This window comes from Pseudomonas sp. ZL2 (genome assembly GCF_054788455.1).
The window spans coordinates 1-20362 of record NZ_JBGOGX010000039.1; the positions used below are offsets into that span (position 1 = coordinate 1).

General features: G+C 63.3%; 17 protein-coding genes. 14 read left to right on the top strand and 3 right to left on the bottom strand.

All coding sequences use genetic code 11. From position 1 onward, the window contains the following. Positions 1 to 227 precede the first annotated feature (227 nt). The 5 genes from ABM562_RS20700 to ABM562_RS20720 all read left to right on the top strand — a co-directional run bounded on the left by ABM562_RS20700 (position 228) and on the right by ABM562_RS20720 (position 3685). Complete coding sequence (locus tag ABM562_RS20700; RefSeq protein WP_115085943.1) at positions 228 to 767, top strand: TetR/AcrR family transcriptional regulator; 540 nt, start codon at positions 228 to 230, stop codon at positions 765 to 767. A gap of 28 nt (positions 768 to 795) precedes the next feature. Next, positions 796 to 1629, top strand: coding sequence for an alpha/beta fold hydrolase (locus ABM562_RS20705; RefSeq protein WP_038994175.1), 834 nt, complete (start codon positions 796 to 798; stop codon positions 1627 to 1629). Between the two features lie 44 nt (positions 1630 to 1673). Continuing rightward, positions 1674 to 2114: an acyl-CoA thioesterase gene (locus tag ABM562_RS20710; RefSeq protein ID WP_036996474.1), complete on the top strand. Its 441-nt coding sequence runs from the start codon at positions 1674 to 1676 to the stop codon at positions 2112 to 2114. A gap of 49 nt (positions 2115 to 2163) precedes the next feature. Continuing rightward, positions 2164 to 3123, top strand: a complete 960-nt coding sequence (locus tag ABM562_RS20715) for a tRNA dihydrouridine synthase (RefSeq protein WP_115085944.1) — start codon at positions 2164 to 2166, stop codon at positions 3121 to 3123. Between the two features lie 115 nt (positions 3124 to 3238). Beyond that, complete coding sequence (locus ABM562_RS20720; RefSeq protein ID WP_010223248.1) at positions 3239 to 3685, top strand: Hsp20 family protein; 447 nt, start codon at positions 3239 to 3241, stop codon at positions 3683 to 3685. A 466-nt stretch (positions 3686 to 4151) separates the two neighbouring features. On the opposite strand, the gene ABM562_RS20725 is transcribed toward ABM562_RS20720, so the two are convergent. The 3 genes from ABM562_RS20725 to ABM562_RS20735 form a co-directional block, all read right to left on the bottom strand. Continuing rightward, positions 4152 to 4838, bottom strand: a complete 687-nt coding sequence (locus ABM562_RS20725; RefSeq protein ID WP_134061802.1) for a DUF2268 domain-containing putative Zn-dependent protease — start codon at positions 4836 to 4838, stop codon at positions 4152 to 4154. 30 nt (positions 4839 to 4868) lie between these two features. Beyond that, entirely contained in the window at positions 4869 to 8165 is a 3297-nt protein-coding gene (locus tag ABM562_RS20730) for a sensor domain-containing protein (RefSeq protein WP_134061804.1), read from the bottom strand. Positions 8166 to 8226: 61 nt separating this feature from the next. Then, positions 8227 to 9111 carry a LysR family transcriptional regulator gene (locus tag ABM562_RS20735; RefSeq protein ID WP_134061806.1) on the bottom strand — a complete coding sequence of 295 codons (885 nt, stop codon included), beginning with the start codon at positions 9109 to 9111 and terminating at the stop codon, positions 8227 to 8229. Positions 9112 to 9241: 130 nt separating this feature from the next. On the opposite strand from ABM562_RS20735, the gene leuC reads away from it, so the two are divergent. The 9 genes from leuC to ABM562_RS20780 all read left to right on the top strand — a co-directional run bounded on the left by leuC (position 9242) and on the right by ABM562_RS20780 (position 20180). Beyond that, complete coding sequence (gene leuC / locus ABM562_RS20740) at positions 9242 to 10675, top strand: 3-isopropylmalate dehydratase large subunit (RefSeq protein ID WP_134061808.1); 1434 nt, start codon at positions 9242 to 9244, stop codon at positions 10673 to 10675. After that, complete coding sequence (gene leuD, locus ABM562_RS20745) at positions 10672 to 11316, top strand: 3-isopropylmalate dehydratase small subunit (protein ID WP_115085981.1); 645 nt, start codon at positions 10672 to 10674, stop codon at positions 11314 to 11316. The genes leuC and leuD overlap by 4 nt, the downstream gene beginning before the upstream one ends. Before the next feature lie 116 nt (positions 11317 to 11432). Continuing rightward, on the top strand, positions 11433 to 12197 hold the full coding sequence (locus ABM562_RS20750) for a class I SAM-dependent methyltransferase (RefSeq protein WP_115085982.1): 765 nt from the start codon (positions 11433 to 11435) through the stop codon (positions 12195 to 12197). Positions 12198 to 12250: 53 nt separating this feature from the next. Beyond that, entirely contained in the window at positions 12251 to 13333 is a 1083-nt protein-coding gene (leuB, locus tag ABM562_RS20755; protein ID WP_115085983.1) for a 3-isopropylmalate dehydrogenase, read from the top strand. A 68-nt stretch (positions 13334 to 13401) separates the two neighbouring features. Continuing rightward, positions 13402 to 14514 (top strand): aspartate-semialdehyde dehydrogenase, encoded by a 1113-nt coding sequence (gene asd, locus ABM562_RS20760; RefSeq protein ID WP_010223256.1) that lies wholly within the window; start codon positions 13402 to 13404, stop codon positions 14512 to 14514. A gap of 234 nt (positions 14515 to 14748) precedes the next feature. Next, positions 14749 to 15759, top strand: coding sequence for an aspartate-semialdehyde dehydrogenase (locus ABM562_RS20765; RefSeq protein ID WP_460423165.1), 1011 nt, complete (start codon positions 14749 to 14751; stop codon positions 15757 to 15759). A 70-nt stretch (positions 15760 to 15829) separates the two neighbouring features. Beyond that, positions 15830 to 18553: a FimV/HubP family polar landmark protein gene (locus tag ABM562_RS20770; protein ID WP_460423167.1), complete on the top strand. Its 2724-nt coding sequence runs from the start codon at positions 15830 to 15832 to the stop codon at positions 18551 to 18553. Positions 18554 to 18673: 120 nt separating this feature from the next. Beyond that, positions 18674 to 19498: a tRNA pseudouridine(38-40) synthase TruA gene (gene truA, locus ABM562_RS20775; RefSeq protein ID WP_166675668.1), complete on the top strand. Its 825-nt coding sequence runs from the start codon at positions 18674 to 18676 to the stop codon at positions 19496 to 19498. A gap of 61 nt (positions 19499 to 19559) precedes the next feature. Then, positions 19560 to 20180 (top strand): phosphoribosylanthranilate isomerase, encoded by a 621-nt coding sequence (locus ABM562_RS20780; protein WP_115085987.1) that lies wholly within the window; start codon positions 19560 to 19562, stop codon positions 20178 to 20180. The last annotated feature ends 182 nt before the right edge of the window (positions 20181 to 20362 follow it).

Here is a 20362-nt window from a genome sequence, read left to right on the forward strand (position 1 = left end):
CACCGCCCTTTCACGGCGGTAACAGGGGTTCGAGTCCCCTAGGGGACGCCATTTTACCCACTTTGTGGGATTTCAAGGCTCATTCGATTATTGAATGAGCCTTTTGTTTTTGTCTCGAAAAAAACTTTTCCCATCCCTTCCTTGCCTGACGCGACAAGCGGCAGCATTTTCTGCTTGCCAAAAATATTATGAGAATAATATTCTAACCATAATATTTGGAGGCAAGCATGAATGACAAAAAGGCGAAAACCCGCGAGCGGATTCTTGATGCGGCCTGCAGTGCGCTGATTCAGCACGGTCCGGCCGAGCCTAGCGTCAATCAGGTGATGGGCGCGGCCGGCCTTACCGTCGGTGGCTTCTACGCCCATTTCGACAGCAAGGACGCGCTGATGCTCGAAGCGTTTCGCCAGTTGCTGGGCGAGCGTCGGGCATTGCTCGCCGAAGTCGACCCGAACATGACGGGTGAAGAGCGTCGTGCCCTGGTTGCCGCCTTCTATCTTTCCCGCAAGCACCGCGACGCCACCGAGCGCGCCTGCCCGCTGCCCACCTCGCTGGGCGAACTGGCGCGCCTGCCGGAGGCCTTCCGTGAGGTGCTGGCCGAACACATCGAACTGATGATGGCCAATCTCGCCGACAGCCCCGAAGACGCCGACAAGGTCCTGGCCGACATGGCCCTGATGATCGGTGGCCTGGCCCTGGCCCGGGCCCTGGGCACTGACGAGCTGTCTGACCGCATTCTGCGCGCCGCCAAATCGGCGGTTGTCTGAACCACGCGATATCCACCGGAGCGAAGCGATGAATACCTTGAGCTGGATTCGTAGCGTTAACGGCACCCTCGGGCATTTGGCGCCAGAGCATGTCGCGCGCAAGATGCGCCGCGCCTTCATGACCCCGCGCAACCGGCCGCCGCGGGACTGGGAACTGCCGCTGCTGGCCCGCGCCGAGCGCATCACCTTGCGTTTCGGCCTCTCGGCACTGCGCTGGGGCCAAGGCCCGACCGTACTGCTGATGCACGGTTGGGAAGGGCGCCCGACCCAGTTCGCCCACCTGATCGACAGCCTGGTCGACGCCGGTTACACCGCCGTGGCCCTGGAAGGCCCGGCCCATGGCCACTCACCGGGCAACGAAGCCAACGTGGTGCTGTTCGCCCGTGCCTTGCTGGAAGCTGCCGCCGAACTGCCGCCGCTCAAGGCCGTGGTTGGCCATTCCATGGGTGGCGCCAGCATGCTCCTGGCCTTGCAGTGGGGCCTGCGCGCCGAAGTGGCGGTGAGCATCGCCGCACCGGCGCAGTTGCTTGGCGTTATCCGCGGTTTCGCTCGCCACCTGGGCATGCCGGCGCGGGCGCGGGCGGCGTTCATCCGTCAGATTGAACGCGATGTCGGCGTGCAGATTTCCCGCCTGGATGTCAGCGGCTACCAACTGGAGCTGCCCGGCTTGATCGTGCATGCCGAGGACGACCAACTGGTACCGGTAGACGAATCAGACGCTATCCACCGTGCCTGGTTCGACAGCCGCCTGCTGCGCCTGCCCGACGGCGGCCATCTGCGGGTGTTGGCCGACCCGCAACTGCGCGAAGGGGTGCTGGCACTGCTGCAACGCAGCAGTTCACCGGCGCGGCAATCGGCCTGAGCATCCGGTACACTCTGCCCGTTCACCACGGATCTGGAGCGGGCATGAGTTGGGACCTGGCAACACCGTTCATCATCGACCTGCGGGTCGCTGCCGACGACATCGACGGCCTCGGCCACGCCAACAACGCGGTTTACGTCACCTGGCTGGAGCGCTGCGCCTGGCGCCACTCCCAGCGCCTGGGCCTGGACCTGGCCGAGTACCGGCGCCTGGACCGGGCCATGGCCGTGGTCCGCCACGAAATTGACTACCTGGCCGCTGCCTACGAAGACGACGAGTTGCAACTGGCAACCTGGATCGTCGACTGGGACCAGCGGCTGAAAATGACCCGGCGCTTCCAGCTGGTTCGTCCCAGCGACGGCACCACCTTGCTGCGTGCGCAAACCACCTTCGTCTGCATCGAGTTATCCACAGGGCGGCCCAAGCGCATGCCGGGTGAGTTCATCGACGGCTATGGGCCGGCGCTGATGGCCGGAGCGCTGTAGGCCGCGGATTTTGCTAGACTGCCGGCCTTTTCCAGCCGAGATGCAACCCATGCAAATTGCCCTGGCCCCGATGGAGGGGCTGGTCGACGACATTCTTCGCGACGTACTGACCCAGGTGGGCGGCATCGACTGGTGTGTCACCGAGTTCATTCGGGTCTGCGACCGCTTGTTGCCGGCGGCCACCTTCGAAAAGCTCGCGCCGGAGCTGAGCCAGGGCGCCCAGACCGCTGCCGGAGTGCCATTACGTGTGCAATTGCTGGGCTCCGACCCGGTGTGCCTGGCCGAAAACGCGGTGCTGGCCTGTGAACTGGGCGCGCCGGTGATCGACCTCAACTTCGGCTGCCCGGCCAAGACCGTGAACAAGTCGCGTGGCGGTGCGGTGCTGCTCAAAGAGCCTGAGTTGCTGCACGCCATCTTGCGAGAAGTGCGTCGCGCAGTTCCTGCGCATATCCCGGTGACGGCCAAGATGCGCCTGGGCTTCGACAGCCCCGACGGCGCCCTGGACTGCGCCCTGGCCCTGGCCGAAGGTGGCGCCGAGCAATTGGTGGTGCACGCGCGAACCAAGGTCGACGGCTACAAGCCGCCCGCCCATTGGGAGTGGGTGGCGCGGGTGCAGGACGTGGTCAAGGTGCCGGTGTATGCCAACGGCGAGGTCTGGACCCTGGAAGACTGGCGGCGTTGCCGCGAAGTCAGCGGCGTCGAAGACATCATGCTGGGGCGTGGCCTGGTTTCGCGCCCGGACCTTGCCCGGCAGATTGCCGCCGAACGCGATGGCGTCGAGTTCGTGCCCATGGACTGGCAGAGCCTGCTGCCGCTGATCCAGGACTTCTGGGGCCAGGCCCGGGCGCAGATGACCCCGCGCCAGGCGCCGGGGCGCTTGAAGCAATGGGTGGCGATGCTGACCCGCACCTACCCCGAGGCGGTGGCGCTGTTCACCGAATTGCGTCGGGAAACCGACTGCGATCGGGTCGGGCAGTTGATCGGTGTGCCAGTCAGCGAGGCGGCCTGAAAAAATTTTCGCAGGGTTGCTTGAAAAGCAGGCGAGGGTCCTTATCTAGGGAGTACGCGATGCCGAAGTCGGGTCGCGCTACTACACAACCTCGCTGATTTTCAGGAGATGCATCATGACTACTGCTTTTTCTCTGGCTCCACTGTTCCGTCATTCCGTGGGTTTCGACCGTTTCAATGACCTGTTCGAATCTGCGGCGCGTAATGAGGCGGGTAGCAGCTACCCTCCCTACAACGTTGAAAAACATGGCGATGACCACTATCGAATCGTCGTTGCTGCGGCAGGTTTCCAGGAGCAGGATCTGGACCTGCAGGTGGAAAAAGGCGTCTTGACCGTGACTGGCGGCAAGCGTGACAGCAACGCTGAAAGCGTTACCTATCTGCATCAGGGCATTGCCCAGCGGGCGTTCAAGTTGTCGTTCCGGTTGGCTGACCATATCGAGGTCAAGGCGGCTGGTCTGGCTAATGGGCTGCTCAGCATCGATCTGCTGAGGATTGTGCCGGAAGAGGCCAAGGCCAAGCGGATTCCGATCAATGGGGATGGCAAGCCTGCTCTGAATTGATTGTTGTTTGTTTAGGAAAGGGTGCCTTCGGGCACCCTTTTTTTGGCTCTGAGATTTTGGAGTTGATCCGGTTGTTTTGGTGGTGCTGAGTCACCTTTCCGCCCTTACGGCGGCTTACTTTTTTCAGTCGAAAAAAAAGTAAGCAAAAATTCTCGCCCCACCAGGGGCCCTACGCTGCGCTTCGGGTTCCCTCGCTCCGGTGTCGCTACGGGGCATTGCGAACTACGAGTTGCAAGCAACTCTACGTTTCGCAACTTCGGCTAACGCCGAAGGTGCTGCGCACTAGCCCCTTCGCAACACCTCCACTCGGCCCTTCTGGTTAACGGGGCCGGTAGATCGAGATCACAAGCAGATCAAGATCAAGAGCACAATTCGCGTTGCCCTTGTGGGAGCGGGCTTGCCCCGCGATGCGATGTGGCAGGCAGGACGCTATTGCGGGGCAAGTCGAGTCGTTGGGCCGCGCGCCCTACGGTTTGATAACCAACCCTGCTCGAATGCCAGCGGCAATTACAGTATCCGCAGCAACTGATATCCATTCTTCACCACTTACGGCAGGTGACTGCGTAAGCCAATGATCAGCCAGTTGGTACCCAAGGCTGTACCCCAGCCAACGCGGGAAAACTCTGTTAGTGCCAAAGAACCATGCAGCGTGATCGTAATCACGCCTTGCCAGCTGGCTGTTGTCTGGAGGGGCTGCAAGGAGGTCCGGCAAGCCAATAGCGCGCTCCCAGGGCTCTGGCTCGCTGCCAAGCAGGTAGCTGACAAAACGCCCCGCTAGGCCCTCGCTCACCAGCGCTTCGCCCAGGGTGTGCCCATATCCCGGCCCGGCCATGCGCAGGCAATGATGCGTTTCGTGGATGATCTGGCGCAGCAATGTGCCGTTGTTCAGGCTGCAAGCAAAATTGGGATTCTTTGGGTCCACCGTCAGTGAAAACAGGTTGTGGCGATAGGCATATCCCATAAGGCCGACTTCGGGAATGACTTGGCCCGGCAGAGATTGAACCAGAATGTCCAGAGCAGGAGCGGGCAATAGGCGCTCGATCGCCTTTTTGGCCTCGGCAGCCTGTTCAATTATCGCTGACTGCCAATTGCTCAGGTCACCACTTGCCTGAAGCCAATGCAGCGTCCAGTTGGCTGAGCCTGCTGGATTCATTTCCCCCCCGCCCTTAGATGCACCAGTCGATCAATGATCCGCCGGCGCCTCAAGCAACATTGCCCGAAACTCCCCCAGCGGCAACGGCCGGCTATGCAGGTACCCCTGGTACAAATAGCACCCCAGTCGCTCAAGAAACTCCAGCTGCTCCGACAACTCCACCCCTTCGGCGATCACCGTCAGGTCCAGGCTGCGGGCCATGGCGACGATGGCGCGGACGATTTCGGCGTCGTTGGGGTCTATCGGGGCATCGCGGACGAATGATTGGTCGATCTTCAGGGCATCCACCGGCAGGCGTTTGAGGTAGGTCAGCGAGGAGTAACCGGTACCAAAATCATCCATGGCAAAGCTCACGCCATAGGCCTTGAGCTCGCGCATTTTGCTGATGGTGTCTTCCAGGTTCTGGATGACGATGCCTTCGGTGATTTCCAGCTTGAGGATCTTGTGCGGCAGGCGGAAGTCGTCGAGGCTGCGCATCACCCGTTCGACGAAGTCGTTCTGGCGGAACTGCCGTGGGCTGATGTTCACGCACAGGCTGAAGTCGTCCGGGTCAATCAGGCCGTCGCGCAGCATGCCGGCACAGGCATCGCAGGCTTCGTCGAGGATCCAGCTGCCAACTTCCAGTATCAGCCCGCTTTCTTCCAGCACCTGAATGAACTGCGCCGGCGGCTGCTGGCCCAGTTGCGGGTGGTGCCAGCGCAACAGCACTTCGGCACCGACGATGCGGTTGTCGCGGGCGTCGACCTGGGGCTGGAAGTGCAGGGCGAGTTCGCCGCGGGCCAGGGCCAGGCGCAGGTCGTTTTCCATGCGCAAACGCTCGCTGGCGGCCTTTTGCATGGTGGTGTGGAACATTTGCGTGGTGTTGCGCCCGGAATCCTTGGCCCGATACAGGGCGATATCCGCACGTTTGAGCAAGTCGGCCGGGGTCGAGCCGTGGTCGGGGATCAGCGCCACGCCGATGCTCGGCGTCACCTGCAGGCGCTGGCCGTCGAGGGACATGGGCTCGGCCAGCAGTTCGCGCAGGGTATCGGCCAGTTCGCGGACTTTCTCCGTGACTTCCTCGCGGCTGCCTTCCAGGCCGCTGAGCAGCACCACGAACTCGTCACCACCCAGGCGCGCGACGGTGTCTTCCAGGCGTACGCTGGCTTCCAGGCGCGCGGTGATGATCTTCAGCACCGTGTCCCCGACTGGATGGCCGAGGGAATCGTTGATGTGCTTGAAGTGATCGAGGTCGAGAAACAGCAGGGCGCCACGCAGGTTATGGCGCTTGAGCAGGGCGATCTGCTGACTCAGGCGGTCCATCAGCAGGGCGCGGTTGGGCAGGTTGGTCAGCGGGTCGTGGTAGGCCAGGTGGCGGATCTGCGCCTGGGCGTTCTTCAACTGGCTGACATCACGGGCAGTGAGCAGCAGGCACTCGGTTTCATTGAGGTTGATCGGCTCGATCGACACCTCGACGGTCAGGATGTCGCCACGCTTGTTGCGCCCGAGCATTTCCCGGTGATGCACGCGGCCTTTTTCCTGGAACTCGCTGAGCAGCGCCGCGCGCTGTTTGTCGTCGGCCCAGATGCCAATGTCGTGCACGGTCTGGCCGATCACTTCGGCGGCGCTGTAGCCGGTCAGGCGGCAGAAGCCGTCGTTGACTTCCAGGTAGCGGCCGCTGTCGCGCTCGGTGATGGTGATGGCGTCAGGGCTGGAATGGAACGCCTTGGCGAATTTCTCTTCGCTGGCCTTGAGCGCCGCTTCGGCACGCTGCTGCTGGGTGATGTCGCGCAGGGTGGTGACGCTGCAGGGGTGGTCGTCGACCTTGATCAGGCGACTGGATATCACGCAGGTCAGTGGCTGGCCGTCCTTGTGGTTGACCACCACGGCGACGTTGTTCAGCGCCTGGTCGCGGATCACCCGTTCAATGCGCCGGGCGCGTTCGGCGGACTCGGCCCACAGGCCGATCTCTTCGGCGGTGTTGCCCAGCACCTGCTCGGCGCTCCAGCCAAACACCTGGGTAAAGGCCGGGTTGATCTCGATGAACTGGCCGCTGTCCTGGCGGGTTACGCAGATCGGGTCGGGGCTGGCCTGGAACAGGCTGGCGAACTTTTCTTCGGAGCTGGTCAGGCGTTGTTCACGCTCGACCTGTTCGGTGATGTCCAGCAGGGTGCCGGCCATGCGCAGCGGGTTGCCCTGTTCGTCGCGGTACAGCCGCGCGCGGCTTTCGATGTAGCGCGAGGTACCGTCTTCGAGCTGGATGCGGTAGGTGATCTGGTAGTTGCCGGCCGGGCCTTCGCGCAGGCTGCGATAGGCCTGGCGCATAGTGCTGCGTTCCATTTCCGGCACGCCTTCGAAAAACGCCTCGAAGGATTCGTGAAAGGGTGCTGGCTCAAGGCCGTGCAACTCGGCCGCACGCGCCGAGCCGTAAAGCATGCCGCTGGGGATGTGCCAGTCCCAGGTGCCCAGCTGCGCTGAGTCCAGGGCCAGGTCCAGGCGTTCCTGGCTGTCCTTGAGCGCCTGTTCGGCGTGTTTGCGCTCGCTGGTGTCGACGAAGGTGCTGAGCAGGTAGGCGGTGCCTTCCAGTTCGATGTTCTGGGTACAGAGGATGCCGTCGTGAATTTCGCCGCTGCTGCCGCGAAACTGCACTTCGAGGGTCACCGGGCCGCTGGTGCCGCTGGTCGCCGCCAGCACCTGGTTACGTTGCTGCGGATGGACCCACAGGCCCAGCTCCAGGGTGCTCTTGTTGATGATCTGGTGGCCGGGCCAGCCAAGGATGTTCTCGAAGTGCTGGTTGACCTCATAGATCATGCCGTCGGCGCGGCGGGTCAGCAGGATGACGTTGGGGCTCAGGTGGAAGAGGGTGGCAAAGCGCTTTTCCGAGTTGATCAGCGCCGCTTCCCGTTCGCGCTGGCGGGTGATCTCGCGGATCACCCCGACCATCTGTCGCCGGCCGTTGCGGTCCTGGGTCATGCTGCCGTTGATTTCCAGCCAGTGCAGGCTGCCGTCGGGCCAGCGGATGCGATGGCGCAGGGCCTGTTCGACCGGCTCGCCGTTTATCACTGCGTGAAACGCTTGCAGGGCGCGGGGGCGGTCTTCGATGGGTACCAGTTCGAGGTAGTCCAGGTCATTGGGCAACGGCTGGTGCGGATCAAAGCCAAACAGTGCCTGGGTACCGCGCGACCAGCTGATCTGCCCGGTCTCGACATCCCAGAACCAGGCGCCCAGGCGCGCACCGTTGAGCGCCGCCAGCAGTTGCGGGGCGTTTTCCCAGGTTTGCTCCGACTCCTGGGGGTCCGCCGCATGGATTCGGGGCATGCGCGGAAAACGGTTTACTGATTTGGGCATCGATACCAGACCTTTGGCAGATAACGCGTCCTTGAGCGGGCAGGTTTGCCCGGGTGCTACCTCATTGGTTCAAGGGGCTTGCATGGCTGTCGAGCAATGCCATAAAGGCCCTGGCGGCATTCGACAGCGTTCGTTCGGTGTGCAGAATGTAGCCTAGCTGGCGCGACAGCTGTATGCCCGGCAAGGCGATGGGCGCAACCTGCTCATCGAGCATAGTACGTGGCAGCACGCTCCATGCCAGGCCGATAGAGACCATCATCTTGATGGTTTCCAGATAGTTGGTGCTCATGGCGATGTTCGGCGTCAGGCCCTGGGCTTCGAACAGGCGCTGAACAATATGATGTGTGAAGGTGTTACCGCCGGGAAAAACCGCCGGATGGTGGGCAATGTCGGCCAGGCTCACCGCGCCTTTGCGCGCCAGTGGGTGTTCGGGGGCGGCGACGAAATCCAGGGGGTCGTCCCACACCGGTATGGCGCGCACCAGATGATGCGGCTCCGGAGCCAGAGTGATTACGGCGATTTCCGCTCGGCCATGGAGGATTTCTTCGTAGGCTACTTCTGAATCGAGAAACTGGATGTCCAGGGCCACGGCCGGGTACTGGCGGGTAAACGCCCTTAATAGTGGCGGCAGGCGGTGCAGGCCGATGTGATGACTGGTGGCCAGGGTCAGGCGCCCGCTGACTTCACCGGTGAGGTTGGTCAGGGCCCGGCGGGTGTCGTCCAGTACATTGAGGATCTGGTAGGCACGCGGCAGCAGGGCGCGTCCGGCCTCGGTCAGGTTGACCTCGCGGCCCAGGCGGTCGAACAGACGCACATCCAGTTGCTGCTCAAGGCCGGCGATGCGTTTGCTGATTGCAGGTTGGGTCAGGTGCAGGCGTTCGCCAGCCCCGGAAAAGCTGCCGGTCTCGGCAATTGCAATAAAGGCATTGAGATTGGCCAGATCCACTACTCGAATTCCTTTTGGTTATCCAAAGCATAAAAATTATGAATTTGAGTTATTCAATCTACCGGCATAGCATCGCCCGTACAAGCCAAGGGGTTATTGGCATAGAAAGACGCTGATGAGGAACAGTCTGATGGCCGGCAAAACGCTTTACGACAAGCTCTGGGATTCGCATTTGGTCAAGCAGCGCGACGATGGTTCGGCGCTGATCTACATCGACCGTCACATCATCCACGAAGTGACGTCGCCGCAAGCCTTCGAAGGCCTGCGCCTGGCCAATCGCAAACCCTGGCGCATCGATGCCAACATCGCCACGCCTGATCACAACGTGCCGACCACTCCGGAGCGCAAGGGCGGTATCGACGCCATTGTCGACCAGGTCTCGCGTTTGCAGGTTCAGACCCTCGATGAAAACTGCGACGAGTATGGCATCGTCGAATTCAAGATGAATGACGTGCGTCAGGGCATCGTCCACGTCATCGGCCCGGAGCAGGGTGCGACCTTGCCCGGCATGACCGTGGTCTGCGGCGACTCGCATACCTCGACCCACGGTGCCTTCGGCGCCCTGGCCCATGGTATCGGCACCTCCGAGGTAGAGCACGTGCTCGCTACCCAGTGCCTGGTGGCCAAGAAGATGAAGAACATGCTGGTGCGCGTCGAAGGCAGACTGCCGTTCGGCGTCACTGCCAAGGACATCGTCCTCGCCGTGATCGGCAAGATCGGCACCGCTGGCGGCAACGGCCATGCCATGGAATTCGCTGGCAGCGCCATTCGCGAGTTGTCGGTCGAAGGCCGCATGACCATCTGCAACATGTCCATCGAAGCCGGTGCCCGGGTTGGCCTGGTGGCCACCGATGAAAAAACCGTCGAGTACGTCAAGGGCCGCCCTTACGCGCCGAAAGGCGAGCAGTGGGCACAAGCGGTCGAAACCTGGAAAGACCTGGTGTCCGATGCCGATGCGGTGTTCGACACGGTGATCGAGCTGGACGCCGCGCAGATCAAGCCGCAGGTCAGCTGGGGCACTTCGCCGGAAATGGTCCTGGCGGTTGACCAGCGTGTCCCGGACCCGGCAGCCGAAGCCGACCTGGTCAAGCGTGGTTCCATCGAACGCGCCTTGAAGTACATGGGCTTGAGCGCCAACCAGGCGATCACCGACATCCAGCTTGACCGGGTGTTCATCGGCTCCTGCACCAACTCGCGCATCGAAGACCTGCGCGCTGCCGCCGAAATCGCCAAGGGCCGCAAGGTTGCCGCGACCATTAAACAGGCGATCGTGGTGCCGGGCTCGGGTCTGGTCAAAGCCCAGGCCGAAAAAGAAGGCCTGGACAAGATTTTCCTCGAAGCGGGCTTTGAGTGGCGTGAACCGGGTTGCTCGATGTGCCTGGCGATGAACCCCGACCGCCTGGAGAGTGGCGAGCATTGCGCCTCCACCTCCAACCGCAACTTTGAAGGGCGTCAGGGCGCCGGTGGCCGTACCCACCTGGTGAGCCCGGCCATGGCCGCCGCCGCTGCCGTTACTGGTCGTTTTGTCGATGTACGCGAGTTGATCCAAGGGAGCGCAGCATGAAAGCCTTTACCCAGCACACCGGCCTTGTCGCGCCATTGGACCGTGCCAACGTCGACACCGACCAGATCATTCCCAAGCAGTTTTTGAAGTCGATCAAGCGCACGGGCTTTGGCCCCAACCTGTTCGATGAGTGGCGCTACCTGGATGTCGGCCAGCCGTATCAGGACAACAGCAAGCGCCCGCAGAACCCGGACTTCGTCTTGAACCATGCGCGTTACCAGGGTGCCAGCGTATTGCTCGCCCGTGAGAACTTCGGTTGTGGTTCGAGCCGCGAGCATGCGCCCTGGGCCCTGGAAGAATACGGCTTTCGCAGCATCATCGCGCCGAGCTATGCCGACATCTTCTTCAACAACAGCTTCAAGAACGGCTTGTTGCCGATCATCCTCAGCGAGCAAGAGGTCGATGAGCTGTTCAAGCAGGTCGAAGCCGAGCCTGGCTACCAGTTGAACGTGGACTTGCAGGCGCAGACCGTGACCCGTCCTGACGGCAAGGTGCTGAGCTTCGAGATCGACGCGTTTCGCAAGCACTGCCTGCTCAACGGCCTGGATGACATCGGCCTGACTTTGCAGGATGGCGAGGCGATTGCCGCGTTTGAAGCCAAGCATCGGGCTAGCCAGCCTTGGTTGTTTCGTGACGTCTGACTAATACGGTGAACCGGCTGACGCCATCGCCGGCAAGACCGGCTCCCACAGGTGCTGTGAGCACCACAGCCTGTGTGGGAGCTGGCGTTGCCAGCGATGAGGCCAAGGAGATCGCAATGACCAGCACCACCCATAAGGACGTCGTCCAGCGCCAGTTCGGCGAGCAGGCCAGCGCTTACCTGAGCAGCGCCGTGCATGCCCAGGGCAGTGAGTTTGCCTTGTTGCAGGCAGAGCTTGCCGGCCAAGGCCGCGCACGCCTGCTGGACCTTGGCTGTGGCGCCGGCCATGTGAGTTTCCACGTTGCCCCGCTGGTGCGTGAAGTGGTGGCCTACGACCTGTCGCAGCAGATGCTCGACGTGGTCGCCGCGGCTGCCGCCGAGCGCGGGTTCGAGAACATTGTCACCGAGCGTGGCGCCGCCGAGCGGCTGCCGTTCGCCGATGCTTCGTTCGATTTCGTCTTCAGCCGCTACTCGGCGCACCACTGGAGCGACCTGGGCCTGGCGCTTCGGGAGGTGAAGCGGGTGCTCAAGCCGGGTGGTGTGGCGGCCTTCATCGACGTGATGTCGCCGGGCAGCCCGTTGCTCGACACCTACCTGCAGAGCGTCGAGGTGCTGCGCGACACCAGCCATGTGCGCGATTATTCGGCCAGCGAATGGCTGCAGCAGGTCAGCGAAGCCGGCCTCTTCACCCGCAGCCACAGCCGCCAGCGCCTGCGCCTGGAGTACAGCTCCTGGGTCGAGCGCATGCGCACCCCCGAAGTGATGCGCGGCGCCATCCGCCAATTGCAGCAGGCGATGGGCGAAGAAGTACGGCAGTATTACCAGATTGAAGCCGACGGCTCGTTCAGCACCGATGTCGTGGTGCTCTGGGCCGAACGCTAGGTTTTTTCCGGCAGGCCAACAGGGCGTGCCGCTTGAATTGAATAGAGGAAAGCATGAGCAAGCAGATTCTGATTCTTCCAGGTGATGGCATTGGTCCGGAAATCATGGCCGAGGCGGTCAAGGTTCTGGAACTGGCCAACGACAAGTTCCAGCTCGGCTTCAGCCTGGAGCACGATGTGATCGGTGGCGCCGCCATCGACAAGCACGGCGTGCCGCTGGCCGACGAAACTCTGGAACGTGCACGCAAGGCCGACGCCGTGCTGCTCGGCGCCGTTGGCGGGCCGAAATGGGACAAGATCGAGCGCGACATTCGCCCCGAGCGCGGCCTGCTGAAGATCCGTTCGCAACTGGGCCTGTTCGCCAACCTGCGCCCGGCGATCCTCTACCCGCAACTGGCCGACGCTTCGTCGCTGAAACCGGAAATTGTCGCCGGCCTGGATATCCTCATCGTTCGCGAACTGACCGGCGGCATCTACTTCGGCGCGCCACGCGGCACCCGTGAGCTGGCAGGCGGCGAGCGTCAGGCCTACGACACCTTGCCATACAGCGAGAGCGAAATCCGCCGTATCGCCCGGGTCGGTTTCGACATGGCCCGCGTGCGCGGCAAGAAGCTCTGCTCGGTGGACAAGGCCAACGTCCTGGCCTCCAGCCAGCTGTGGCGCGAGATCGTCGAGGAAGTGGCCAAGGATTACCCGGACGTCGAGCTCAGCCACATGTACGTCGACAACGCCGCCATGCAACTGGTGCGTGCGCCCAAGCAGTTCGACGTGATGGTCACCGACAACATGTTCGGCGACATCCTGTCGGATGAAGCTTCCATGCTCACCGGCTCCATTGGCATGCTGCCATCAGCGTCGCTGGATGCCGACAACAAGGGCATGTACGAGCCTTGCCACGGCTCGGCACCGGACATCGCCGGCCAGGGCATTGCCAACCCGCTGGCGACCATACTTTCGGTGTCGATGATGCTGCGTTACAGCTTCAACCAGCAGGCGGCAGCCGAAGCCATTGAAAAGGCCGTCAGCCTGGTGTTGGATCAGGGGCTGCGCACCGGCGACATCTGGTCGCACGGTTGCAGCAAGGTAGGTACGCAGGAAATGGGCGACGCAGTAGTCGCAGCGCTGCGGAATCTGTAATCTCTCGGGCCCGCTGCTGTTTTTCCTTGTGAAGCAGCGGCCCACTTTTTAGCAAAGGTGTAGTTGCGATGAAACGTGTAGGTCTGATCGGTTGGCGCGGTATGGTCGGTTCCGTGCTCATGCAGCGGATGCTGGAAGAGCAGGATTTTGATCTGATCGAGCCGGTGTTCTTCACCACCTCCAACGTCGGTGGCCAGGGTCCGGCAGTGGGCAAGGATATTGCTCCGCTCAAGGACGCTTACAGCATTGAAGAGCTCAAGACCCTCGATGTGATCCTGACCTGTCAGGGCGGCGACTACACCAACGAAGTCTTCCCCAAGCTGCGCGAAGCCGGCTGGCAGGGCTACTGGATCGACGCCGCCTCGAGCCTGCGCATGCAGGATGACGCGGTCATCGTCCTCGACCCGGTCAACCGCAAGGTCATCGACCAGCAGCTCGACGCCGGTACCAAGAACTACATCGGCGGCAACTGCACCGTCAGCCTGATGCTGATGGGCCTGGGCGGCCTGTTCGAAGCCGGTCTGGTCGAGTGGATGAGCGCCATGACCTACCAGGCCGCCTCCGGCGCCGGCGCGCAGAACATGCGTGAGCTGATCCGCCAGATGGGCGCCACCCACGCCGCCGTCGCCGATGATCTGGCCAACCCGGCCAGCGCCATCCTCGACATCGACCGCAAGGTCGCCGAGGCCATGCGCAGCGAAGCCTACCCGACCGAGAACTTCGGTGTGCCGCTGGCCGGCAGCCTGATCCCGTGGATCGACAAGGAACTGCCCAACGGCCAGAGCCGTGAAGAGTGGAAGGCCCAGGCCGAGACCAACAAGATCCTCGGCCGCTTCAAGAGCCCGATTCCGGTCGACGGCATCTGCGTGCGCATCGGCGCCATGCGTTGCCACAGCCAGGCGCTGACCATCAAGCTGAACAAGGACGTGCCGATCGCCGACATCGAAGGCATGATCAGCCAGCACAACCCTTGGGTGAAACTGGTGCCGAACCAGCGTGAAATCAGCATGCAGGAGCTGAGCCCGACCAACGTCACCGGTACCCTGAACATCCCGGTCGGTCGTCTGCGCAAGCTGAACATGGGTTCCCAGTACCTGGGCGCCTTCACCGTCGGTGACCAGCTGCTGTGGGGCGCGGCCGAGCCGCTGCGGCGCATGCTGCGGATCCTGCTGGAGCGTTGATCGCCAGGCAGCGTTGAACTGAAGCCCGTGCTGGAAACAGCACGGGCTTTTTTGTTGGCCCTCAAAGCATCGCTGGCAAGCCAGCTCCCACAGGGTTCGGTTTGTACAGACCCTTGTGGGAGCTGGCTTGCCAGCGATGGGCTGCATAAGCAGCGCCAGTAGCAGCAGGCACAAGACTGCAAGACGAAATCCAAGTAAAGTGCCGCTCCCGCCGTTCCAGCAGAGGATTTTCCCATGAGCCAGCCTATTGATATCGCCGTCATCGGTGCCACCGGTACTGTCGGTGAAACCCTTGTACAAATTCTGGATGAATGCGATTTCCCGGTCGGCACCCTGCACCTGCTGGCCAGCAACGAATCGGCGGGCAGCGGCGTGATGTTTCGCAGCAAGAGCCTGCGCGTGCGCGAAGTCGACAGCTTCGACTTCAGCAAGGTCAAGCTGGCTTTCTTTGCCGCCGGCCCGGCGGTGACCCGCAGCTTCGCGCCGCGGGCCCAGGCAGTCGGTTGTGCGGTGATCGACCTGTCCGGCGGCCTGCCGGCCGAGCAGGCGCCAGCGGTGGTACCGGAAGCCAACCCGGCAGTGCTCGACAGCCTCAAGGCGCCGCTGCAAGTGAGCAGCCCGAGCGCCGCGGCGATTGCCCTGGCGGTCACCCTGGCGCCGCTCAAAGGCTTGCTGGAACTTGAGCGCATCAACGTCACCGCGTGCCTGGCGGTTTCCGCCCAGGGCCGCGAGGCGGTCAACGAGCTGGCCCGGCAGACCGCCGAACTGCTCAACGCCCGCCCGCTGGAGCCGCGCTTCTTCGACCGGCAGATGGCCTTCAACCTGCTGGCTCAGGTCGGTGCCAGCGATGCCGACGGCCATGGCACCCTGGAGCGCCGCCTGGTCAGCGAGTTGCGCGAAGTGCTTGGCTTGCCTTCACTGAAGATTTCCGTGACCTGCGTTCAAGTCCCGGTGTTTTTCGGCGATAGCTACAGTGTGTCCGTGCAAAGCCGCACGCCGGTCGACCTGGCGGCGGTCAACGCTGCGCTGGAAGCCGCTGACAGCATCGAACTGGTGGAGGAGGGTGATTATCCGACGCCGGTGGGTGACGCAGTGGGTCAGGACGTGGTCTATGTTGGACGGGTACGCGGTGGAATCGACGAGGCTGAGCAGCTCAACCTCTGGCTGACCACCGACAATGTGCGCAAAGGCGCGGCCCTGAATGCGGTACAGCTGGCGCAATTGTTGATAAAAGGCCTTGTGTAAAAGATACTTGCCGACAATTTGCCCCACTTGCTCTCGGTTGCCGGGGAAGGTTCATTCAAAGGAAGAGGTCATGCTTCGAATTCGCAAACTGGTCTTAGCAATAGCCGCGGCGTCGGCGCTGTCGTCCGGTATGGCGCATGCCCTCGGGTTGGGCGAGCTGACCTTGAAGTCAGCGCAGAATCAGCCCCTGGATGCCGAGATCGAACTGCTCGATGTCCGCGATCTGACGGCGGCCGAAGTGGCGCCGAGCCTGGCGCCGCCCGAAGAGTTCGCCAAGGCCGGTGTCGAGCGCCAGGCGTTTCTCAATGACCTGACCTTCACCACGGTGATCAACCCCAACGGCAAAAGCGTGTTGCGGGTGACTTCGAGCCAGCCGCTGCCGGCGCCGATGGTCAAGTTCCTGGTTCAGGTCATGTGGCCGAGCGGGCGCCTGCTGCGCGACTACAGCGTGCTGGTCGATCCGGCCAAGTTCAACACCCCGGCCGGGCAACCGGCGCCGGCGGGCGTTGCGCCTGCGGTGACGGCGGCCAACTACACCACCGTGCGTCGCGATACCCTGTGGGAAATCGCCTCGAAAGCCCGTCAGGGTGGCTCGGTGCAGCAGACCATGCTGGCCATCCAGGCGCTGAACCCGGATGCCTTCATCAACGGCAACATCAACCTGCTGAAAACCGGCCAGGTCCTGCGTCTGCCTGATCAACAGCAGATCGCCAGTATTCCCCAGGCCCAGGCCGTCACCGAGGTTGCCGAGCAGTACGCTGCCTGGCGCGAAGGCCGGCGTCTGGGCCCGCGTGCCCGCCAGCTCGACGCCACCCGACGCAGCGGCACCGAGGCGGCGCCGGCGCGCATCGCCAACCAGGACAACCTCAAGCTGGTCGCACCCGGCAGCAAGGCCGCTGCGGGCAGCAAAGGGCTCAGCGACAAGCTGGCCGTGGCCCAGGAAAGCCTGGACACCAGCCGTCGTGACAACGAAGAGCTCAAAGGCCGCATGGCCGATCTGCAGAGCCAGCTGGACAAGCTGCAGCGCCTGATCGCGCTGAAGAACGACCAGTTGGCCAAGCTTGAAGCCCAGGGCGCCACCGACGCTGTCGCCCCTGAAGCCCCCGCGGCCCAGCCACCGGCCCTCTCCGCCGAACTGCAGCCGGCCCCGGCACCGGCCGAGCCTGTGGTCACGCCAGCCCCGGCCGCGGTCGATACCGCACCGGTGGACCCGGCGCAGCCTGCGGCCGCCGAGCAGGCGCCGACCGACGCGAACAAGATGCTCGACGATCTGCTCGGCAACCCGTTGTTGCTGGCGCTGATCGCCGGCTCTGCGGTGTTGGTGCTGTTGCTTCTGCTGCTGTTGCTGGCACGCAAGCGCAAGGCCGCCCAGGAAGCGGAAAAACACCTGCGCATGGCCCGGGCCCTGGCCGAAGAGAGTGATCGCGCTCCGGACCTGGACCTGCCGCCAAGCAGCTTTGAAGGCCTGGACGTGGCGCCGCCGAGCGTGACCCTGGCGCCGGCGGTGGTCGCCGCGTCTGCCGCTGCCGCGACAGCTGCCGCATTGCCTGCTGAAGAACCGGCGCCGGTAACTCCGGAGCCTGCACCAAGCGAGCCGGTGCAAGGCCCGATTGCTGCGCCGCTGGTCGCTCCGGCGGCTAGCCCAGCAGCACCGACCGGCGACGCCGTGCTCGACGAAGCGGAGCTGAGCATTGCCCGTGGCCGCCTCAATCACGCTGCAGAGCTGCTCGAGCCTGCGGTTGCCGCAGCGCCGGAGCGTAGCGACCTGCGTCTGAAACTGATGGAAGTCTATGCCCGCCAGGGCGACCGTGATGCCTTTGTCGGCCACGAGCGTCAGCTGATTGCCACCGGCCAGAACCATGCCGACGTCGAAGCCCTGAAGAACCGCTTCCCGGCCATGCTGGCCGTCGCTGCGGCAGGCGTCAGTGCTGCGGCGCTGGCGGCTGAGCTGGATGCCCAGTACGTCCAGGAGCTGCTGCAGGACGAGCCGTCTGCCGAGCCAGTCGCTGAAGTCGAGCCTGTGCTCGAGGCTGAGCCGGTCGTTGAGCCTGAAGCGGTGGTAGAAGAGCCGCTGGCTGACCTTGAGGCTTTGCCTGAAGACGACCTGGACAGTGCCTTCGACCTGAGCCTGGAAGATGACCTGCAAGGCCTGGAGCTGGACGAGCCGCCACTGCTCGACGAGCCTTCGCTGGCCGTTGCAGAGCCGCAAGCCGCAGAAGCCGCGAGCGAAACCGGCACCGATCAGCCGGACTTCGATGCCCTGCTGGAAGAGCATCTGGCACAGCCTGAACAGGCCCTGGACGACCTGGCCGATTTTGACCTCGACGTTGCGGGTGACGAGCCTGTGCCACAGCCCAGCAGCGAAAGCGTCGACGTCGCCGCCGAGCTGGCTGCCTTTGACGAAGCCATGCCGGAGTTCGACCCGCTGAGCGAGCTGGACCTGCCGGAAGACTTCGACCTGTCGCTGTCGCTGGACGACTCGGAGGCCGACAAACACTTTGCCTCGGAGCTCGATGACGTCAACGCCGAACTCGACAAACTGTCGCAAAGCCTTGAGCAGCCGTCGATCGAGCCGCACTTCACCGAAGCGGACGCCGCTGTCAGCGACGATCTGGACGATGACTTCGATTACCTCGGCGGCGCCGACGAAGTGGCCACCAAGCTCGACCTGGCCCGGGCCTATATCGACATGGGCGACCATGACGGCGCCCGCGATATCCTCGACGAAGTGCGCAAGGACGGCAGCGATGTCCAGCGCCAGGAAGCCGACGAGTTGCTCTCGCGCCTGGTCTGAGTTCAGTTCTTGCATGGCCGACGGCAGCCCCAGTGGCTGCCGTTGTCGTTATAATTCCCGCCATCTGCTAAACCGACAGGCTGTATCCCCTTGGAAATCATTGATAACGCGGCTGCTGAAATGGCGGCCGAAGGCTTCTTTCGTATCGCCCTGGGCGTTGAATACAAAGGCTCGCGCTACCGCGGCTGGCAGCGCCAGGCCAGTGGTGTGGCGAGCGTGCAGCAAACCCTGGAGGAAGCCTTGTCTCGGGTGGCCGATTCGCCGGTCAGCCTGCACTGTGCCGGGCGCACCGATGCTGGCGTGCATGCCTGCGGCCAGGTGGTGCATTTCGACACCCAGGCGGTACGCAGCATGAAGGGCTGGACCATGGGCGCCAATATCAACCTGCCGCATGACATCAGCGTGTCCTGGGCCAAGGAAATGCCCGCGCACTTCCATGCGCGCTTCAAGGCCATTGCCCGGCGTTACCGCTACGTGATCTACAACGACCAGATCCGCCCGGCGCACCTGGGCGAAGAGGTGACCTGGAACCACCGGCCGCTGGATGCCGAACGCATGGCCCTGGCTGCCGAGTACCTGGTCGGCACCCACGACTTCAGCGCCTTCCGCGCTGGTCAGTGCCAGGCCAAGTCGCCGATCAAGAACCTCCATCACCTGCGCGTCACCCGCCACGGCAAGATGATCGTCCTGGATATCCGCGCCAGCGCCTTCCTTCACCACATGGTGCGCAACATCGCCGGCGTGCTGATGACCATCGGCACCGGCGATCGTCCGATCGAGTGGGCCAAAGAAGTGCTGGAGAGTCGCGAGCGGCGCGCCGGCGGGGTTACCGCGCATCCGTACGGGCTGTACCTGGTGCAGGTCGAGTACCACGACGAGTTCGAACTGCCCGAACGTTACATTGGCCCACACTTCGTTACCGGCTACGAGACATTGACGGGCTGACGGCCCGCAAGCCATTTGCTAACATCCGGGACTTTCCGCTTTCTGCTGAGGTTCACAGGTCATGAGCGCCGTTCGCAGCAAAATCTGCGGCATTACCCGCATCGAGGATGCGCTGGCTGCAGCCGAGGCGGGCGCCGATGCCATCGGCCTGGTGTTCTATGCCAAAAGCCCGCGGGCGGTCGATGTGCGGCAGGCGCGGGCGATCATCGCCGCACTGCCGCCGTTCGTCACCACCGTAGGCCTGTTCGTCAATGCCAGCCGTTGCGAGCTGACGGAAATCCTCGAGGCGGTGCCACTGGACCTGCTGCAGTTCCATGGCGATGAAACCCCTGCCGAATGCGCAGGTCACAACCGCCCATGGATCAAGGCGTTGCGGGTGCGCCCGGGCGACGACCTGGAGGCCAGTTGCAAGTTGTACAGCGGTGCCAGCGGCATTCTTCTCGATACCTACGTGGCAGGCGTGCCAGGCGGTACCGGCGAGGCCTTCGACTGGTCGCTGGTGCCTGCGCACCTGAGCAAGCCGATCATCCTCGCCGGCGGCCTGTCGCCTGATAACGTGGCGCAAGCCATCCAGCAGGTGCGACCTTACGCGGTGGACGTCAGCGGGGGAGTGGAGCAGGCCAAGGGCATCAAGGACCCGGCGCGGATCGAGGCTTTTATCCGCGCGGTCAAGCAGGCGTGAAATCGCGGCATGCTGCGGATGTGACGGCTGGCCGCGCGCCATCGTCCATAGCTTTCGCAGCCCGGTGCTGCCGGATCGCGCCCATGGGCCGGTCGAAATTACCGGGTGACGCCACAGGCGTCGCCCTTACAGGTTGACGATGGTGCGGTATCGGGGTGGCTCGCTGCAGGCGGGTGCCGGAG